Below are 19,145 nucleotides of genomic sequence, written 5' to 3' on the forward strand. Positions count from 1 at the left end.
TCGGATTCAGGTGCAGGTCGGGTCGGCGGCCGAGGCCGGGACGGCGACCGCGTCCCAGGCGGCCTTGGTCTTGCGGAAGACATCGCAGGTGGGATCCAGGGCCTTGGCCGCGTACAGGGTCTGGCGGCGCTCCTGGCGGTAGTTCGTACCGCCGGCCCGGAACAGCAGGCCCTGATAAACGACCTTGGCGGCCATCCGGATGCCCACGCCGGTGACCGGCGTGGGGATGCAGGTCGGGCTGTCGGGCTTGCCGCCGCCTGGGTGGGAGCCCTCGGCGAGCAGGTAGAACCAGTGGTTGAACACGCCCGCCGCCCGGTATTCGTCCATGGTCGGGATCGCCGAGGAATAGCAGTTCGCGTCGCCGCGCAGCGCCGGGTCGTACATGAACCGCAGCGGTCCGCTCCCGGTGAGGTCGACCGTCTCGCCGATCAGGTAGTCCGGGGTGTCGAAGGGCGCCGGTTCGTTGGCGTACGCCTCGGTCAGGGTGCCCATGATGTCCGCGAACCCCTCGGTGAGGCCGCGTTCGGTGAACGGCCAGCCCGGGGACATCCTGTCGATGCCGTGCCCGTACTCGTGGCCGACGAGATCCATCGAGGTCAGCCACTGGTTGTTGGTGTTGTGACCGATCACGATCTTGGTGCCGTCCCAGTAGATTTGCACGTCGTTCAGGCCGACCTGTAGCGGCCAGGTGCCGCCGTTGCCGTTCTGCCCGTTGCGGCCGACCCAGTTGCGCAACATGTCGAACTGCTTCTGCGCGGCCCACATGGCGTCCACGCAGCCCGTCTCGATGTTGGTCGGGTTTCCGTTGCCCCAGTCGTCGACGGGCTTGCTGATCACCCCGCCGGCGCCGTACTTCACACAGCTCAGGTTCATCCGGAGCGGGTCGCGCAGCGAGTACGTGGAGCCGGAGTGTTGCGTGTCGATGGTGATCGGGTCGGGACCGTTCCACGCGCTGTGGCCGACCCCGGCGTGCACCTCGTCGACGGAGTCGAGTACCGCGCCGGTCGACGCGTCGACGTAGACGTGCAGCCTGCTCGGCGCGTTGTCGGTGCGCCCGACCAGGACGGCCTCCCAGGCCAGTTGCGCGGCCCTCGCGTCGACCCGCACCACCAGGCGGTGGGTGTCGACCCGATCGACCACGCGCAACCGCGTGCGAGCGGTGCGTTCGGCCGCCGGCCAACCCACGGTGGGCCGGGTCGGCACGTCGACGCGCACGTCGCCGGCCTTCTGTACCGCGTGCACCCGGCCGCTGCCGTCGGCCAACACGGCCGCGTCCGCGCCGACGACGGGCAGGCCGCGGTAGGTGCGGCCGTACGAGATCGAGTAGATGTCGCCGATCCAGGCGAGCACGCTCTGCCGCAGGTAGCGCTCGCCCGGTGACATGGTCGGGGCGTGCGGTCCGGTCATCGCCCGGTCGGCCGCCGCGACGGCCGCGGCGCGGGAGTCGGCCGCGAGAGTCGGCCGCGGTCGGGCCGCGCCCGACTGGGTGGTCGTGCCGATCAACAGGCCGACCAGGACGGCCAGGACGGTGCCGATCGTCAGCGTTCTGCGATGCATCGAGGCTCCTCGGATGGAAGGCGAACCCCGACCACGAATCCGACCGCCGCCGCCCCCTCGTCCAGGACGAACAGCCCACCACACAAGCCGTTTTCGTCGCCCGAGCGCTCGAAACGCTCACAGCCTCCCGGCCGCGCGTCAAGCACCGCCGCCGCACTGTCACATATCAGCAAACACACGGGCGCGAGGCGGGCGCGTCCCGCGCGGCGGCACGGGGCGAGGGCGATGCGGGCGGGAGCGCCATCACCGACTGGCCGGCCGATGCCGAGTCCGCGCCACGGGTGACCCAAGGGCGCGCACCGACCGCCCCGGCGGAGTGGGCCGTAACGGCGAACACCGCCACGGGGCGCGGGATTCGGATCGGCGACGCGTGTGGCGGCACCCGGCAACTCCGCTGCTGTCACCGGTGTTCAGCGCTCGTTGGTCAGTTCCGGACCCGCCTGCCGCCGATGGTCTCCTCCGCACGTCGCCGCGGGGCACGGTCGAGATCCCACTGCCCGCCGCCCGGATCCTCGCCTCGAGTGTCGGACCACCGTCCGGTCAGCCGTCGGCGATCCGCGCGTATCGGGCACGGAGGCCGTCCAGCAGGGCGTCCAGGCCCGCCTCGAACGCGCTCTCGTCGATCTCGCGTTGCATGTCGGCGAGCAGGTGCGCTTGGTCCAGGTGCGGATACGCGCCGGCGTACACCGCCGCGTCGTCCGGAAACCCGCCCGCGAACGAGCCGAGCGCGGACCCGGTGACGAAGTAACGCATGAGCGCGCCGACCCGGGTCGCCTGGGCCCGCGGCCAACCGGCGTCGACCAGCGCTCCGAACACCGCGTCGGCCATCCGCAGCGCGTTGGCCCGGCGGCCGGGGCCGACGGCCAGTGCGGGTACGAGGTTGGGATGGGCGGCCAGCGCGGCACGATACGAGCGCGCCCAGGCGCGCACCGCGTCCGGCCAGGTGTCGCGACCGGATTCGGTGGCGAAGTCGACGTCGAACGCGGTGAGGTCCACATCGCCCAGGACCGCGTCGACCACGGCGTCGACGATGGCGTCCTTCGTCGCGAAGTGGTTGTACAACGCCGGTCCGCTGACCCCCAGTTCGGCGGCCAGCCGACGGGTGGAGAGCGCTCCGAGGCCCTCGGCGTCGACCAGGGCGAGCGCCGTCCCGATGATGCGGTCCCTGCTGAGCAGCGCCTGACGCGGCCGGCCCACGGCCCACCCCCTCGTGTCGTGCGGCCCGGATGGCGCGGCGAGCCGCCCCTTCCGGCACCGAGGCGGCTTGGCTATAGTCCGAAATTAGCAGTGCTAATTCAACTGTCGGAGCGACCGCGGTTCGGCCGGCTTCGGTCGAACCGGGCACCGAACGGGAACCGAAGAGGCGGCCGATGAACCTGGAGTTGACCGACGAGCACAGCGCCGTACGGGAGTTGGCCGCGCGCTTCGCCGACCGCGAACTCGTCCCGCACGCCGCCGAGTGGGACCGCGCCGAGTCCGTCGACCCGGACATCGTCGCCAAGCTGGGGCGGCTGGGTTTCCTGGGCATGACCATCCCCGAGGAGTACGGCGGATCGGCCGGCGACCACCTCGCCTACTGCCTCGTACTGGAGGAACTCGGGCGCGGCGACTCGGCCGTACGCGGCATCGTGTCCGTCTCGCTGGGCCTGGTCGCCAAATCGATCGCCGCCTACGGAAGCGACGAGCAGAAGCACGCCTGGCCGCCTCGGCTGTGCGCGGGCCGGGCACTGGGCTGTTTCGCGCTCACCGAGCCGGAGACCGGATCGGACGCGGCGAACCTGGCCCTGCGCGCGGAACGCGACGGCGGCGACTGGCTGTTGACCGGCACCAAGATGTTCATCACCAACGGCACCCGGGCGGATCTGGCGCTGGTGTTCGCCCGCACCGGTGCGGCCGGCCACCGGGGTGTGACCGCGTTCCTCGTACCCACCGACAGCCCCGGCCTGGAACGCCGTGAGGTGCGCGGCAAGTTGGGGCTGCGCGGACAGGCCACCGCCGAACTGGCCTTCGCCGCGGTCCGCGTGCCGGACTCCGCCCGGTTGGGCGAGCTCGGCAAGGGCTTCTCGATCGCGATGGCCGCACTCGCCAAGGGCCGGATGTCGGTCGCGGCCGGCTGCGTCGGGATCGGGCAGGCGTGTCTGGACACGGCGGTGCGCTACGCGGGCGAGCGCGAACAGTTCGGCAAGCCCATCGCCCGCCACCAGTTGGTCCAGGAACTGCTCAGCGACATCGCCGTCGACGTGCGCGCCGCCCGCCTGCTGACCTGGCAGGTCGCCGACCACATCGACCGTGGCCTCCCGTACGCCACCGAGTCCTCGGTCGCCAAGCTGTTCGCCTCCGAGGCGGCCGTACGCGCGGCCGACAACGCACTCCAGGTGTTCGGCGGCTACGGCTACATCGACGAGTACCCGGTCGGCAAGTACCTGCGCGACGCCCGTGTGATGACGCTCTACGAAGGCACCAGCCAGATCCACAAGCTCCTCATCGGCCGCGCCCTGACCGGAGTGAACGCCTTCGCCTGACCCGCCCACCGTGGGAACCCGAGTCGCGCCCACCCCGCTTCCGGCCGGTGCGGCCCATGCCGGGCAGCGCCGGGCGGGGACCGATCCCCGTTCGATCCCCGCCGGGTCGGGCCGAAGGCCCTACGACGACGTCACGCACGGCCTCGGCCTCCGCCCCGTGTCGGATCCGCGGCCGCGGCATCACCGCCACATCCGGTCGACGTCGCGCACGCGACTCCTCTCGCCTCCTGCCCTCGGCGGGCGAACCTGCCGGCTCGCCCCCCGACACCGAAAGCCTGCCGGACCGGGCGGTGTCTGGAAACGCCTTTCAGCCTGAGCCGAAACCTGCTGGTCCGGGGGCGTTCCAGGACGCAAACTGTCGTGGTCGTTCCCGCGGCCGCGCCGAACGGGAGGCGGCCCACAGGGCGTTGCGGACGCAACGGACACGACCAGGGGGTACACCGGTGCTGCGCATCCACTTCACCGCGGAGGACCTGGCCCGGACCCGACTCGCCACGACGGTCGGTGCCGCGGCCGAGACATATCACAGCCTGGAACTGTTACAGGGGCAGCGCAGACCGCTGCCCTTCCGGGCCTGGCGCACCGCGGTGGCCGGTCGGGTGGAGGCGGCGGCGGGCCCGATCACCGCGCTGATGCCCGTGCGCGGCCCCGGCCTCGATCTGCGCACGCTGATGGGGGACTCCCTCTCGCTCGACGAGGGCATCGAGAACCTGCTCGCGGTGCCCACTCGGCGGTTGCGCGAGGAAATGGCGAACGTGGACTTCGCACCCACCCACGCGACCTGGGTCCGCGACTTCCTGGACGGCGGCCGGGAACCGCGCCGCGAGTTCGCCGACGCCCTGCGGGCCTGCCACGATGTCACGCTCGCGCCGTTTCGATCCCGGATACGGTCCCACCTGGAGTCGGCGCGAACCGGGTACGCGCGCACCCTGCTCGAGGGCGGCGTCGAGCGCCTGCTGGCCGAGTTGTGCGTGCCGCTCGTGCGGTGGAAACCGCCGGTCCTGGAGGTGGACCACCCCAGGCACGACGACTTTCGGCTCGGTGGCCGGGGGCTGGTCATCGCGCCGACCCTGTTCCTGTGGCGGGAACTGGCGCTGCTCCACGACACCGAGGACGAGACCGCGCCGTACGTGCTCACCGTGCCCACCGTGCGCGAACTTCAAGACGCCGCCGCGCTGTGGGAGCCCGGTGCGGGCGGCGACCGGGCGCTGGGCGCACTCCTGGGACAGACCCGAGCCGCCGCGCTGACGGTGATCAACGACGGGTGCAGCACCACGGAGTTGGCCCGTCGGCTCAACCTGTCGCCGGCGTCCGCGAGCCAGCACGCGACCGTACTGCGCAACGCCCGGCTGATCTCCACCACCCGCCGGGGCGGCGCCGTCCTGCACACCCTGACCCCGCTGGGCCTCGAACTCCTCGGCGGCGGCCGCTTCCCCGGCGCCCACTCGGCCGGGGCCTGAGCACCGCCGGTTCACGCGCGACGGGTCCCCCCGGCACGGCCGGAGCCCCCACGCGTCGCTGCGTGGGGGCTCCGGCTTCGGGCCCGGCCCAGTGCCGGGCCTCGCCCGTCCGGTTCGCGGCCCGCCGCCCGTGGGGTACGACGCGGCCGGATGCCGACTACGAGAGGCGGGTCGTGTCGACCGTCTTCGCCCGGCGGCGGGCGGAACCGAACAGGGGGACCAGGTTGAGCAGGAGACCGACGATCGCGACGCCGGTGACCAGGTTCGCACCGGGCCGGTAGGCGCCGAAGTCGGTGTCCCCGGCGGTGGCACCGGTGGTGACGGCGGTGACCACGGCGAGTACGAGCGCCGCGCCGACCTGGCCGGAGGTCTGCACCAGGCCTGAGGCGAGGCCCTGTTCGGAGTCCTCGATGCCTTCGGTGGCCTGGGACATGATCGAACTGAAGCCGAAGGCGAAGCCGCCGCCCAGGAGCAGCATGGTGGGCAGCACGGTGAAGGCGTAGTTCGGGGTGCCGCCGGCGGTGGCGAGGAACCACACGTAGCCCAGGCTCATCGAGGCCATCGACGCGATCAGCAGCGGCGCGGTGCCGTAGCGGTTGATCAGGCGTCCGGTGAACGGCGATCCGAAGGCGACCACGAGGCCGGCCGGGAGCAGGGCCAGTGCCATCCGCAGCGCGGACCAGCCGAGGCCGTCCTGGAGGTAGAGCGTCATCATGAACTGGAAGCTCATGTAGGAGCCCATCAGCGCGACGATGCTCAGGTTGGCCCGCACCACCGTGCCGATCCGCAGGATGCCGAAGCGCACCAGCGGGTGGGCGAGTCGCTTCTCGACGAACACGAAGGCGGTGAGCAGCGCCGCGGCCAGCACGATGGAGCCGAGCGTGATGGGTGCGGTCCAGCCGCGGTCCGGTGCCGAGACGACGGTGTAGACGGCGAGCAGCATGCCGCCGCTGAGGGTGACGGCACCGACCAGGTCGTGGCCGCCGGAGTCCGCGGGGCGATCGCGCGGGATGAGCACGTAGCCGGCGACCAGGGCCAGGATGGCCAGCGGTACGGGGGTCAGGAAGGTCCAGCGCCAGCCGAACTCGGTGAGCAGTCCGCCCAGGATCAGGCCGGAGGAGTAGCCGCTGGCGCCGAAGACGGAGAACACCGAGAGCGCTCGGTTGCGGGCCGGGCCCTCCGGGAACGTCGTGGTCAGGATGGACAGTGCGGTCGGCGCGGTGAAGGCCGCGGCCAGACCCTTGATGAAGCGGCTGGCGATGAGCAGGCCGCCGCTGTCCACCAGGCCGCCCAGCAGCGAGGCGGCGGCGAACACCGCGAGGGCGATCAGGAAGACCCGGCGCCGGCCGAGCAGGTCGGCGGTGCGACCGCCGAGCATCATCAGGCCGCCGTACCCGAGGACGTATCCGTTGACGATCCACTGCAACGAGGTCGCGGACATGCCCAGTTCGTGGCCGATCGACGGCAACGCGACGCCGACCATGGAGACGTCGAGGCCGTCCAGGAAGAGCACGAGGCACAGCACGGCCAGGACGCCCCAGAGTCTGGGGGTCCAGTGTGGGGCGGACGTTGTCGGGTCGGACGAGGGGGCGGAGTGCTCGCGGGAGGACGGTCCCGCGTAGGTCTCGACTGTTGAAGCCATGGAGGAGAACTTATATGCGCACGCATTGAATGTCTACGCATTAAATGTGGGTGCAATAAATTTGCTTGCATGTTATGACGGGTGGCGTTACCGTGACGCGATGAAGACCGAGGAGCCGCTGATCGAGAGCTGGCGCAACCTGTTGTCGCAGTACAGCCTGGTCGCCCACGAGCTCGATCGCGCCCTGCAGGCGGAGCACTGCCTGACGATGAGCGACTACGAGGTGCTGGATCGCCTGATCGCCGCCGACGGCTGCAAGGCCCGCATCCACGACCTGGTCGGCGATCTGCACCTGAGCCAGAGCGCCTCCTCGCGGGCCGTCGCCCGACTGGAGAAGTGCGGCCTGGTGGAACGCGCGATGTGCGACACCGACCGCCGGGGCGTGTTCGTCACCGCCACCGACCGCGGCCGGGCCCTGCACCTCGAAGCCCGCCGAACCCAACTGGCCGTCCTGCAAAAGCACCTGGCCGGCTGACCGGGCCGGGTTGCCGCCGCGCACCGCGGGCCGGCTCCCCGGACCACAACCGCGCCCCCGTACGCCGGAGCCCGCGCCGGAACATCGGCTCCGCGCTGCCTGCCCGAAGCGTGCACCCGTACGCCCGACCCACCGTCGTCCGCGCCGGAGGCGCGTTGCGCGTGACGGTGAACGTCAGCCGCGCAGCAGCGTCCGCAGTTCCGCCGCCACATCCGTCGCGCCGAGCAGTCGGGCACCGGCGGGGAGCAGGATCAGCACCCCCGAGTTGGCCCGCGACACGATCCGCGCCTGCTCCCAGATCAGCACGATCTCCATGACGACCGCACGGTAGGCGCTATGGGCGTCGCTTCCGCGCGGCTTCCCGAATCGGCGGTGCAGTTCCTTGTCCACCCGGTGCCGGGCCTGCTCACGCCCCAGCCCGACGTCCGCGAACGTCGCCACGAACGTACCGGCGGCCAACGAAACGATCTCCGTGCCCAGCAACGCCTCGACCCCGACGTCCGAACTCCCGGTCATGAGCGCCACGCTACCGGCCGGAGGTGCGATGCTCGCCGTGCCGCCACCGGGGTCCGCCGCGACGGATACACCGGCCGGGAAGTGTCCGCGATACGTGCTCGGATCCACAGCCACCCTGTGCGCGCGCACCGGCCGAGGTCGGCTCAGGGGGTCCGGTGCGCCCGGATCCGGCCGACGCCGACGGCCCGTCCGTTGCCGCCGGAAGCGGACCGGACGCGCTCCGCAGGGCGGAACGGGGGTGGGATAGCGTCACCCACATGTCCGAAGCCCCGAAGATCCGTCCCTATCTGCCCGCCGACGAGGACGCCGCGGTCGACGTCTGGTCCCGGGCGGGCCGCATCGCACATCCGTTCATCCCGGGCGAGGGGGAGGGCGAGCGCGAGCGGGAGATGCGCGAGACCTACCTCGTGCACGCCGACAACTGGGTCGCCGAGGCGGACGGCCGGGTGGTCGCGCTCCTCGGTCTCATCCTCGGCGAGATCGACGGCGTGAGCTGCGGCGAGATCGGCGGCCTGTTCGTGGCGCCCGAGACACAGGGCACCGGCGTGGGCCGACTGCTCGTGGAGCACGCGGCCACGCTGCACGGCACGCTGACGCTGGAGGTGTACGAGAAGAACACCCGGGCGCGCGACTTCTACGCCCGCGTCGGTTTCACCGAGCACAGCCGGCGCACCGACGAGCCCTACGGCGAGGTCCTGCTCAAGCTCGTTCGCCCGGCTCCGCAAGTCTGACCCCCGCGCGGCGAGCCGGAGTCGGCACCGCGACCCGACTCGGCACCGCGAGCCCGAAGCCGACCCGCCCGGCCGGAGCCACCTGCGCTCCGGCCGGGCGGCGGGCATCGCACCATGGTGCGCCGGCCCGACTCCCGCTCTACCGGCCGTAGTCCCGGCCGACGACGAGGGGCTGCCCGGCCGAATCGGCACTGGCGAGGTCCTGCCCGGCATCGATCCGGCCGTGCACCGTGTACTGGTAACACGGGAACCGGATACAGACGACGGGTCGGCTCACGCCGTGCAGCACAGGAAACCCGGCGCGGTTGGCGATCGAGAGCACCGGTCCGGCGATGGTGTACCCGGCGTCACCGCGGTCCTCGATCGCCCGCGCGGGAACCACGGTCCGCGTCCCGGTCAGATTGTGGCCGCTGTAGACGCACAGACTGGCCGCGGGGCAGGAGGTGGCGTCGTCGGCACGGGCGGTGGGGGCGAAGGCCGGCACGCCCAGGAGCGTACCTGCGGCGGCGCCGGCGGCGAGGGTGGCCAATTTACGCATCATGCGAGTGTCCTCACTCTCGATGGGTCGAACCGGTCGACGAAGCGAACCGGTCGACGGGTCGACGGGTCGTGCGCCGGAACTGCGCCGGTTGGTCGGCGGGGTCCGACGCAGGCCACGTTTCCGTATCGACAGCGCTGCGTGAAACCACATTTACGGACAGTGGCGAACCACGCCGTTTCGGCCGCGTCACCGACCGCCGATACCCCTTGGGGGTCGGGGTGTAATCATTCGACTACTGGCGGTAGATCCCAGGAATTCGCCCCCCGGGTCCGCGGGCGAGGTCGCCCGGCGACCCCACCCGGACCGGATCGAGCGGTTCACCCACTCGCTCTCGGACACGACCCCCTGGCCGAAACCCACACGGTCACCGCGCGACCCGGCCGGCACCCCGCTACGGCACCCCGCTCGACACACGTCCCGCCGGTGGTTCGCGACCGCGAACGACCCGACCCTCAGCGCGAATCCGCATCCGTCGCGGTCACGACGGCGGCACGGCCGGCCTCCAGGCGGGCGGCCGGCAGTCGAAAAGGTGAGCAGGACAGATAGTCCACCCCGACCTCGTGGAAGAACCGGATCGACTCCGGGTCGCCCGCGTGTTCCCCGCACACCCCGATCCGCAGCCCCGGACTCGCCCGCCGGCCCTCCCGCGTGGCCAGGTCGACCAGCCGGCCGACGCCCGCGCGGTCGATGGTCTCGAACGGCGAGACGTCGAGGATGCCCCGCTCCAGGTAGCCGGCCAGGAAGGACGCCTCGGCGTCGTCACGGGACAGGCCCCAGGTGGTCTGGGTCAGGTCGTTGGTGCCGAACGAGAAGAAGTCCGCGACCGGCGCGATGGTCGCGGCGGTCAGCGCGGCCCTGGGCAGTTCGATCATGGTGCCCACCGGACAGTGCACCGGTGTCCCGGCCGCCTGTCCGACCTCGGCCAGGACCCGTTCGACCTCCGCGCGCACGATGCGCAGTTCCTCGACGGTGGCCACCAGCGGGATCATGATCTCCGCCCGCGGATCACCGCCGGCGCGCACCCGCGCGACCACCGCTTCGCCGATGGCCCGCACCTGGGTGGCCACCAGCCCGGGAATGGTCAGCGCCAGCCGTACCCCGCGCAGACCCAGCATCGGATTCTGCTCGTGCAGGCGCTCGATCGCCTCGTGGACGCGCACCGCGCGCGGCTCGGGCTCCTCGCCCCTGGCCCGGGCCCGGGCCAGCCGGAGCGCCGACTCGGTGTGGTCGGGCAGGAATTCGTGCAGCGGCGGGTCGAGCAGCCGGATGGTCACGGGCAGGCCGTCCATCGCCGCGAGCAACTCGGTGAAGTCCTCGCGCTGGAGCGGCAGCAAGGCGTCCAGGGCGAGCCGGCGATCGGCGTCGGTACGGGCCAGGATCAGGTCCTCGACGAGGGGGCGACGCGGGCCCAGGAACATGTGCTCGGTACGACACAGCCCGATCCCGCGGGCGCCGAAGCGCCGGGCCCGGGCCGCGTCCTCGGCCGTGTCGGCATTCGCCAGGACGTGCAATCGCCGTACCGCGTCCGCCTGTTCCAGGAAACGGGCGACCGCCTCGACCACGCCGGCCGAACGTACACCGGTCTCCAGGTAGCGGCTGACCGGCGAGGGCACCAGCGCCAACGCGCCCGCGTACACCGTGCCGGCCGTACCGTCCACCGAGACCGTGGCGCCCTGTTCGAGCACGGTCCCGTCGGCGCCGGTGCAGCGTCGGCCCTCGACATCGATGTCCAGGTCGGCCGCGCCGCACACGCACACCTTGCCCATGCCCCGGGCCACCACCGCCGCGTGGCTGGTCTTGCCGCCCCGGCCGGTCACCACGGCCTCGGCGGCGATCATGCCGGGCAGGTCGTCCGGGCGGGTCTCCGGGCGGACCAGCACGACCCGTTCGCCGGTCGCGGCCCGCCGGACGGCCTCGGCCACGTCGAACACCACCGCGCCGACCGCGGCGCCCGGCGAGGCCGGGACACCGTGCGCCAGCGGTGCGCCGTCCGCCTGCGTGTCGAAGCGCGGGAAGGTCAGCTGGTCCAACTGCCGGCCGTCCACCCGGGCGAGCGCCTGCGCCCAGGTGATCGTCCCCTCGTCCACGAGCGCACAGGCGATCCGGAAGGCGGCCTCGGCGGTCCGCTTGCCCACCCGGGTCTGCAGCACCCACAACCGGCCGCGCTCGATGGTGAACTCGACGTCGCACAGGTCGCGATAGTGCGCTTCGAGCAGCCGCAACACCGCGATCAGGCGTTCGTACGAGAAGGGGTCCAGCCGCTCGAGGTTCTGGAGCGGCAGCGCGTCGCGGACCCCGGAGACCACGTCCTCGCCCTGCGCGTCGGGCAGATAGTCGCCGTACACGCCGGGCCGCCCGGTGCCGGGGTCGCGGGTGAACGCGACGCCGGTGCCCGAGTCCCGGCCCGAGTTGCCGAAGACCATCGCCTGCACCGTCACCGCCGTGCCCAGGTCGTCCGGGATGTGCTCGCGCCGCCGATAGACCCGGGCCCGCTCGCCGTTCCACGACCGAAAGACCGCCAGGACGGCGCCGGCGAGTTGTTCGCGCGGATCCTGCGGAAACTCCTCGCCCGCGACCTCGCGCACGATGCGCCGAAACTCCCCGACGATCTCGGTCAACTCACCGACGCCCAGCCCGAGATCGTCGGCCACTCCCAGGCGCCGCCGGTATCGGGTGAGCACCTCCTCGAAGCGCGCCGCGGGCACGCCCAGCACGGTGGCTCCGTACATCTGCACCAGGCGCCGATACGAGTCCCACGCGAAGCGCTCCCGGCCGCTCGCCGCGGCCAGACCGAGCACCGAGGTGTCGTTGAGGCCGACGTCGAGGATCGTGTCCATCATGCCGGGCATGGAGAACCGGGCACCGGAGCGCACCGAGACCAGCAGCGGGTCGTCGGCCGCTCCCAGCCGTCGCCCGATCGAGCGCTCCAGGCCGGCGAGGTGTTCGGCGATCTCGTCCGCCAGTGCGCTCGGCGGCGCGCCCGTGCGCAGGAAGACCCGGCACGCGTCCGTGCCGATCGTGAAGCCCGGCGGGACGGGCAGCCCCAGCCGGGTCATCTCGGCGAGGTTCGCCCCTTTGCCGCCGAGCAGTTCGGCCTGCTCCCGGGAACCTTCGCCGAAGTCGTACACGTACGCGGTCGCCATGGGCATCCCTTCCCGCACGGTAGGCCCGCGAAGAACGGCCCGTACCGACGCGTGCCACCGGGCGCGGCCGGCGCGGATGCCCGTCCGGTCCGCCGAAGCCTCGCCGGCGTCCCCGCATGGGCCGGGAACGCTCGCGTCCACGGCCCGTCAACGCCCGTCGCGATCGTCACGACGTCGACACCGGCTGTCTTTCAGGGTAACGCCGCGCCGGGATGGCGCCGGCGCATCGCGTCCGGGCGGCCGGCGGCCGCCCGGGACGATCCGCGGCGGGTGTCGGCGCCACGCGATGAGCGTCCCGGGCGGGTCCGGGGAACGTGCCGGGTCAGCCGTCGGTCAGTCGCAGCACCAGGTTCGCCCGGTCGATGGCCTCCAGGACGGGGTCGGGGGCGACCTCCGCGGCGCGGGCCGCCTCGACGAGGTCCTCGGGGTCGGTCCGGGCCAGGTCGGCCACCGTGCGGTCGCCGAGCAGGTCGGCCAGGCGTGCGGTGCGCGAGACACCGAGCAGCCGGCGCGCGGGCATGGCCCGGACCTGCTCCGGCCCGTCGGCCGCCAGGATCTCCCGGGCGTGGGTCGAGGCGAAGGCGTGCGCCAGCGCCTGGCGGGTGACGTCGCTCCAGCCCGCGGCTTCCCGACCGTCCCCGGATTGCCCGCAGTAGAAGCCGAACCCGCCGAACGAGGCGGTGAATCGGCGGTTGCGCAGTTGGTCGACGCTCAACGTGCCGTCGGCGGCGACGGTGAAGTCGGCCAGCACCACCCACGGTTGGGTGGGACAGCGCGGGCACGGACGGGTGCCCGTGTCGGTGATCCGGGACGAACACCCGGTGGTCTCCTGTCGGGTGCCGTCCTCGCCCTCGACGTACACGTCGGGCAGCGTGTCCAGCACGCCCAGCGTGAAGCCCTCGCGGACCCGGCTGTACTCGCACGCGGTGTCCTCGCACCCGCACCCGGCCGCCGCCACCGGCACGGTGAGGCACTCGTCGTAGCGCACCGCGAGATAATACGTACGCCCGGGTTCGCGGCGCTCGCGCACCGGCGCGCACCACGGGTCGGTCGGCGGCGGGCAACCGTCGGTACCGCCCGGCAGCGCGTCGCGCACATCCACCCTGACCCGGTGGTCGACCACGATCTCGTCCCCGTACGGGCCCAGCACGTAGCCGGGCGACACGTCCAGGAGCCAGGGCAGCCGACCGCCGTCGCCGAAGCGGACCGTGCGCACGGTCACCCCGCACACCACGCCCCACCCGTGCAGCAACCGGTTGTGCCGGCGCATGCGCTCCAGCAGCCAGACACCGGTCTGGGCCAGATCCTCCGGGCCGACGAGTTGGCCGCCGAACCAGCGCGGGCGCAGCCGCCCCGTGGCGCTGCCCGCCAGGCAGTCGCCGCATCCGCAGGACGAGGTCCCGCCTGCTCCGCCGGCTCCGTCGCAGCCGCATCCGCAGCCGCCCTGCCCGGCCACCGCAATGGGCCGGATCGTTTGCTCGTGCACGCTCAACGTCCTTCAGCTCCTCGATGTGCGTCGTCCAGTGCCGTGGCCGCGACCGGGTGGCGCCGCCCCGCCGATTCCCCGGGCCGGCCCCCTCCGGGCGATCCCGTGCGATGGCGCCGCGCGCCCGTGTCGGCGCTCACTCCGACGCCACCTCGAACGCGAGGTGCACGAACCCACCGGGGTCGCCGTCGAACAGGTCGACGTCGACGCTCGACCGGGCGCCGAGCGCGGACACCGGCAGTGACGGCGAGAGGGTCTGTTGCCCGGACCAGATCGAGAAGAGCGTGTGGTTGTCCAGCCCGGTCCCGGCGAAGTCCGCGTCCAGCGCCGGGGCCGGCTCCTCCGCGCCCACCACGAGCGCCGCGTTCGCGGCCGACACGCGTACCTGGAGCAGGAATTCGCCGGCCGGTTCGCCCTCGACCGGGAGCCGCGCCCCCGCCGCCTCGAACACGTACGTCACCGACTCCGGATCCGCGTCGGAGCGCTTCGGCGCGCCGGGACCCAGCTCCAGGCGCCGGAAGCCGACGAGCCGGTCCCCCTCGCGCTGTGCCTGGAACAACCGGACCCATCCGCCCGGTTCGGCCGTCGCCGCGTCGGCGAGGGCCCGATCCACCGTGAGCTCGACGTGCGGGGTGCGAACGAAACGGGTCCACTCCCGGCGCAGCGCCCCGGCGGCGTCCAGCCGCGATCCGCCCGGCGGCCACACCCGCAGCAGTCGCGGGCCGGCCGCGCCTCTGGCGGTCGGCGGGGGCGGCGGGGTGAACACGTGCAACTCACCGCCCTGCGTCCCGTTCCCGGACGGGAACGGCGGCACCGCCGCGAGCGGCGCCCGATCCACCAGCGCGGCCAGACCGGTGTCCTTGGCGCCGCCGGGGTTCAGCGCCCACAGCGCGTCGCGGTCGGCGACGGTGAGCCCGGTGCCCACCAGGTCGGGGTCCAGGGCCGAGCCGTCCGGACCCTGCGCCTTCGGCGGCCCGGAGACGGGCACTCGGAGGCCGACCACGAACACGGTCGAGGTGAGCAGCCCGTTGCCCTCCAGCTCGACCGCGTACGCCACCCCCTCGCCGCCCGGCGGCACCGTGATCCGGGTGAAGGCGCCGCCGGTCCGGGACAACTTCAGCCGTCGTACGCCGGTGTGGTCGAGCTGCCACAGGCCCAGCCACGGATTCGGCGCATCGAACGCCGCGTCGACGAGCGGGCGGTCGAAGGCGATCTCCATGCGCTTGTCGGCCACGAACGCCCGCCAGGTGGCAGCCGTCGCGGCGGCGCCGACCTGCGGCCACAGTGCGGTGATCCGGGGCGCGAAGGTGTGGCCGGCACAGCACCGGTCCACCCGCTCGGCCAGGCACATGAGCAGGTCGAACAACACCCGGTTGGAGTACACGACCGGCCGCGCGGTGACCGCGTCCAGGTCCGGCTCCTGCTCGGGTTCGTAGGTGACGGTCGCCAGGACCAGGCAGTCGTCGTCGCACCCGCACTCGTGCTCGACCGTGTCGGCGACCTGCTCGCGCCGATCGAAGTCCTCGCCGCGCCGGGCGGGGAAGATGGCCGCGCACTGCTCCTCGGTCAGACCGACCGGGTCCGGCTCACCCTCGGTGATCCGGATCAGGAAACGCTCCAGGGTGAGCGAGGGCACGCACTCCTCGCGCACCTCGCAGTCCACCACCGGCATCCGCACGAACTCGGTCCCGCATTCGTGCCGACACAGTCGAATCGCGACCGTACCCTCGCGGACCGGCTCCCCGCGCGGTGCGCCGGCGCAGTCGGTGGGCTGGTACGGCTCGTCGATGCGCACCGGGTGATCCACCACGATCAGCCGGCCGTGGCCGTCCACCGCGGCGCCGGGGCAGATGGTCACCGCGCCGTCGTCGGCCAACTCCGCGTCCAGCCCGCACAGCACCCCGGGGCCCAGCCCCAGGCGAGCCAGTGTGGCCGCGGTCCGTCGGTGGTAGCCCTGTTCGAGGTTCCAGTGCCGGACGTCCATCAGCTTGCCCGGGTAGAAGCGGTTGCGTACCGGCGGCGCGGGAGCCGCGTCCGCACCCCCGTCGCAGCCGCATCCCGTGTCCGCCGCGTGGTCCTGACGGTGCTGACTCACTTGTGCTCAACCCCTTGGAGATGGTCGGGTGGTCGACCCGCGACCGCCTGGTGTGGGAAGCGTCGTGTCGAGGCGTGTCTCGACGGGACCGCCGACGTGCGCCGCGGCCGGCCCGGGCAGCCGGATCGAGGTGCCGAGCGCGGGGCCGGCACCCGCGGCCCAGTCGGGCGGCGGGCCGGCGACGTAGCTGTCGACGCCGACCAGTTGCGGAATCGCGCCGCGCCGCTCGGCCCGCACCCGCGCGAACACGTGTGCCGGACGCTCCCGTTCGACCACGCGGGCGATCTCGGGCACCGCCTCGGCGTGTTCCGGCGGAACGTGCACGCACACCCGGTGCGCGAACGCGGCGTACAGCGGCGAACCGCGGTCCTGCGCCGGAATCAGGTGGGCGCCGTCGAGTACGGCCGTGGCGTCCAGGACAGGCGGCCCCGGATCCGCGAGGTGCACCGCGGTGTCCCGGCCGAGTCCGCCACTGCCCAACCGCCAGATATGGGCCCCGAGCAGCGGCTCGGACAGCCGCACGGTGACGCCGGTCTCCCGGGCGATCGCCTCGATCAGCCCGACCGGCGTGCCGCGGCGACCGTGCGCGGCGTACGCCCCGGCGATGTCCGCGCGGCGCGCGGCCGAGTCGGCAAAGCGGGACGACGGCGCGGCGTCCACCCAGCCGGCGAGCCGCTCCAGCCACGGGTCGTCCGGACGGTCCGGGGCCGAGCCCGGGTCGAGCGAGGCGGGCAGTTCCGCCAACTCGCGCACCGACGCCTCGTGTGCGCCGGCGAACAGACCCAGCAGTCGGCCCAGCGTGCCCGAGCCGTCGTCGTCGCCGGTGTACGCGGCGGGCAGCGCGTCCAGCAGCCCCCGGCCCACGTGTTCGACGCGCACGTCGTCCACACGCGGTGTGCCGCGCCCGTCGCCGAGCAGTTCGACCGCGATCCACAACCGGGCGCCGGGCGATGCCGGACCGGCCAGCACCCGAACGTCCAAGCCGTCGAGTGGGCCGGCCCGCCAACGGCCCGGGGCGCTCGGCACGGGCGCGTCGTCCGGGTCCGCGCTCGCCGGATCGGGCGGATCGGGCGTGATTCCGGGCGGTGCGAGCATCGTCCACAGCCGCACGTGCGTGCCGGACGGCGCGGGTTCCGCGAGCAACACCCGCACCCGGTCCCAGTGTTCGATGCCGGGTGGCTCGATCGGCGCGGGCAGCACGAGCACGCCGCGCGTCCCGGTGCGCCGGGCGCCCAGTCGGGCGATGCCACCCGGGCCCGCCACGAACACGCGTCCGCAACGGTCGACGCCGATCCCGGCGAGGTCGCCGGCGGCCAGGACCCGGGCCGGTGAGCCGTCGTCCGGGACCAGCACGACACCCGGCCCCGGCCGCTGCCGGGCACCGCCGACCACGAGCACGCCGTCGGACACCCGGACCGCCGCCAGACCGCCGACCCGCTCGCGGGCCGCGCGCAGCGCCGGGTCCTCGGCGGGCGGCGGATCGGTCCACGGGGTCAGGTACTCGCCGGTGTCGGCACGCACGACCACGCCGCGCGCCCGACGCGCCCGGGCACCACGCCCGTCACCCGGCTCGTCCCCGACCACCAGCAGCCGCCCGCCGTCCAGCAGCCACAGCCCCCGCGGCCCGCGCGGCGCAGCGCGATCCCCGGTCGCCACGTCCAGGCAGCCCAGCACGCACACCAGATGGTCGCAACCGTCCACCCGCAGCACCCGGCCGTGCCCCGGATCGGCGACCAGGACCGTGCCGTCGCCCAGGACGACCAGCCCCAGCGGGCCGCCCACCGGATCCAGGTCGGCGGCGGCGATCGGTTCAAGGGCCGCGGCGCCCGGGCTCAGCACCACCCGCTCGCCGTCCGCTCGCACCCCCTCGAAGCGGGCTCCCGGCCAGCGCCCCAGCGCGTTGACCCAGCGGTAGCCGGTCGCACCGCTCACGCCCCCTCCACCCCCATCCACGCGATGTGCCAACCCAGTTCGGTCCGCACCAGGTTCGGCGTCCCCGGATCCGCGAGCACCTGCGCCGGATTGAGCGGCAACGTCGTGGTGCCGCCGACGACACCGCCGATCCGCCCGGCGGGCAGTGGTACCACCACGGTCAGCCGACCCGGTTCCGCGCCGTCCACGTACGGCGTTCCGTCGAGCACACACGCCTGACCGTCGGGTGCGGCGGACGCGCTCAACTCCCGGTCTCCGTCCAGCCGGACCGTATAGGCGGGCGTGTCCCCGAAGCCCGCCGCGCCGGTGTCCACCACGGTGCGCAGTCCGATCACCACCCCCGACACGGGATCCTGGACGGCCGACCACGCGGTGCCGAACGCACCGGTCGTGCCGGTGGCCACGTACGGCGTCGGGAGCACCGCCAGGATCCGGCGCCCGGCCGGATCGGGCGGCGCGGTCAGCGCACAGCCGCGCACGGCCACCGTCGCGAGCAATACGTCCAACCCTTCGCGCAGTTCGGCCGGCGTACACCAGCCCGCCGTCGGGCCGTCCGCGAGCCGCACCGCCCCGACCACCGCGCAGGCTCCGGCCCGGGTCCGCACGTCGGCCTCGTCGTCCTCGGTCCAGCGCAGCGTCAGGCAGAACACCACGTCGCCGCCGTCCGGCCCGGCGGCCACCGCCGGCACATCCAACTCGGCGCCGTCCGGCAGGATCAGGTCGCGTCCGAGCGCGTCCAGCGCGTAGCCCGCGCCGATCACCACGCGTCGCGCGCCCCGGGCGCCGGTGACCTCCAGCCCCAGTCCGACGCCCCACCCGTGCAGGACCCGGTTGTGCAGCCAGCGCCGGGAACGCTCCACCGTGACCGCGTCGTTCAGGTCGGCGGCGGCGAGCACCTGGCCGCCGAAGAAGGTCGGGCGATGCGTGGGCGGCAGCGCCGCCCCACTCGTGGTCGGGCCGGTCATGCGGACTTTCCCCTCGATCGTGAACCCGGCCGGACACCGGGTGAACCCCCGGCCGCATCACCGGGACCGGGCCCGGCACG

At 73.3% G+C, this 19,145-nt stretch carries 14 protein-coding genes; 4 read left to right on the top strand and 10 right to left on the bottom strand.

All coding sequences use genetic code 11. The features are described 5' to 3' along the window. Positions 1-6 precede the first annotated feature (6 nt). Positions 7-1,557 carry a M4 family metallopeptidase gene (locus tag A3IC_RS0101825; RefSeq protein ID WP_020548354.1) on the bottom strand — a complete coding sequence of 517 codons (1,551 nt, stop codon included), beginning with the start codon at positions 1,555-1,557 and terminating at the stop codon, positions 7-9. Between the two features lie 540 nt (positions 1,558-2,097). Further along, on the bottom strand, positions 2,098-2,754 hold the full coding sequence (locus A3IC_RS0101830) for a TetR/AcrR family transcriptional regulator (protein ID WP_020548355.1): 657 nt from the start codon (positions 2,752-2,754) through the stop codon (positions 2,098-2,100). Positions 2,755-2,927: 173 nt separating this feature from the next. On the opposite strand from A3IC_RS0101830, the gene A3IC_RS0101835 reads away from it, so the two are divergent. Continuing rightward, positions 2,928-4,079, top strand: a complete 1,152-nt coding sequence (locus A3IC_RS0101835) for an acyl-CoA dehydrogenase family protein (protein WP_020548356.1) — start codon at positions 2,928-2,930, stop codon at positions 4,077-4,079. A gap of 443 nt (positions 4,080-4,522) precedes the next feature. After that, entirely contained in the window at positions 4,523-5,539 is a 1,017-nt protein-coding gene (locus A3IC_RS0101840; protein ID WP_020548357.1) for a winged helix-turn-helix domain-containing protein, read from the top strand. Positions 5,540-5,696: 157 nt separating this feature from the next. Here A3IC_RS0101840 and A3IC_RS0101845 read toward each other — a convergent pair whose 3' ends face one another. Continuing rightward, complete coding sequence (locus A3IC_RS0101845; RefSeq protein ID WP_052173163.1) at positions 5,697-7,181, bottom strand: MFS transporter; 1,485 nt, start codon at positions 7,179-7,181, stop codon at positions 5,697-5,699. A gap of 100 nt (positions 7,182-7,281) precedes the next feature. Here A3IC_RS0101845 and A3IC_RS0101850 point away from each other — a divergent pair, with 100 nt between their 5' ends. Then, positions 7,282-7,656: a MarR family winged helix-turn-helix transcriptional regulator gene (locus A3IC_RS0101850; RefSeq protein ID WP_020548360.1), complete on the top strand. Its 375-nt coding sequence runs from the start codon at positions 7,282-7,284 to the stop codon at positions 7,654-7,656. 174 nt (positions 7,657-7,830) lie between these two features. On the opposite strand, the gene A3IC_RS0101855 is transcribed toward A3IC_RS0101850, so the two are convergent. Continuing rightward, complete coding sequence (locus tag A3IC_RS0101855) at positions 7,831-8,172, bottom strand: hypothetical protein (protein ID WP_158695769.1); 342 nt, start codon at positions 8,170-8,172, stop codon at positions 7,831-7,833. A 257-nt stretch (positions 8,173-8,429) separates the two neighbouring features. Between A3IC_RS0101855 and A3IC_RS0101860 the strand changes: the two genes are divergently transcribed. Then, positions 8,430-8,903, top strand: a complete 474-nt coding sequence (locus A3IC_RS0101860) for a GNAT family N-acetyltransferase (protein WP_020548362.1) — start codon at positions 8,430-8,432, stop codon at positions 8,901-8,903. A gap of 139 nt (positions 8,904-9,042) precedes the next feature. Here A3IC_RS0101860 and A3IC_RS0101865 read toward each other — a convergent pair whose 3' ends face one another. From A3IC_RS0101865 to A3IC_RS0101890, 6 genes are all read right to left on the bottom strand, one after another. Further along, positions 9,043-9,444, bottom strand: coding sequence for a peptidase inhibitor family I36 protein (locus A3IC_RS0101865; protein WP_158695770.1), 402 nt, complete (start codon positions 9,442-9,444; stop codon positions 9,043-9,045). A 452-nt stretch (positions 9,445-9,896) separates the two neighbouring features. Continuing rightward, positions 9,897-12,587 (bottom strand): pyruvate, phosphate dikinase, encoded by a 2,691-nt coding sequence (ppdK, locus tag A3IC_RS0101870; RefSeq protein ID WP_020548364.1) that lies wholly within the window; start codon positions 12,585-12,587, stop codon positions 9,897-9,899. Positions 12,588-12,909: 322 nt separating this feature from the next. Next, positions 12,910-14,073 (bottom strand): hypothetical protein, encoded by a 1,164-nt coding sequence (locus A3IC_RS61695; protein WP_020548365.1) that lies wholly within the window; start codon positions 14,071-14,073, stop codon positions 12,910-12,912. 136 nt (positions 14,074-14,209) lie between these two features. Then, positions 14,210-16,168, bottom strand: a complete 1,959-nt coding sequence (locus tag A3IC_RS0101880) for a hypothetical protein (protein WP_020548366.1) — start codon at positions 16,166-16,168, stop codon at positions 14,210-14,212. A 6-nt stretch (positions 16,169-16,174) separates the two neighbouring features. Next, positions 16,175-18,100 carry a phage tail protein gene (locus A3IC_RS61700; RefSeq protein WP_020548367.1) on the bottom strand — a complete coding sequence of 642 codons (1,926 nt, stop codon included), beginning with the start codon at positions 18,098-18,100 and terminating at the stop codon, positions 16,175-16,177. After that, entirely contained in the window at positions 18,097-19,065 is a 969-nt protein-coding gene (locus A3IC_RS0101890) for a hypothetical protein (RefSeq protein ID WP_020548368.1), read from the bottom strand. The genes A3IC_RS61700 and A3IC_RS0101890 overlap by 4 nt, the downstream gene beginning before the upstream one ends. Between the last annotated feature and the right edge of the window lie 80 nt (positions 19,066-19,145).

Source organism: Embleya scabrispora DSM 41855, from assembly GCF_000372745.1.
Lineage (GTDB): Bacteria > Actinomycetota > Actinomycetes > Streptomycetales > Streptomycetaceae > Embleya > Embleya scabrispora.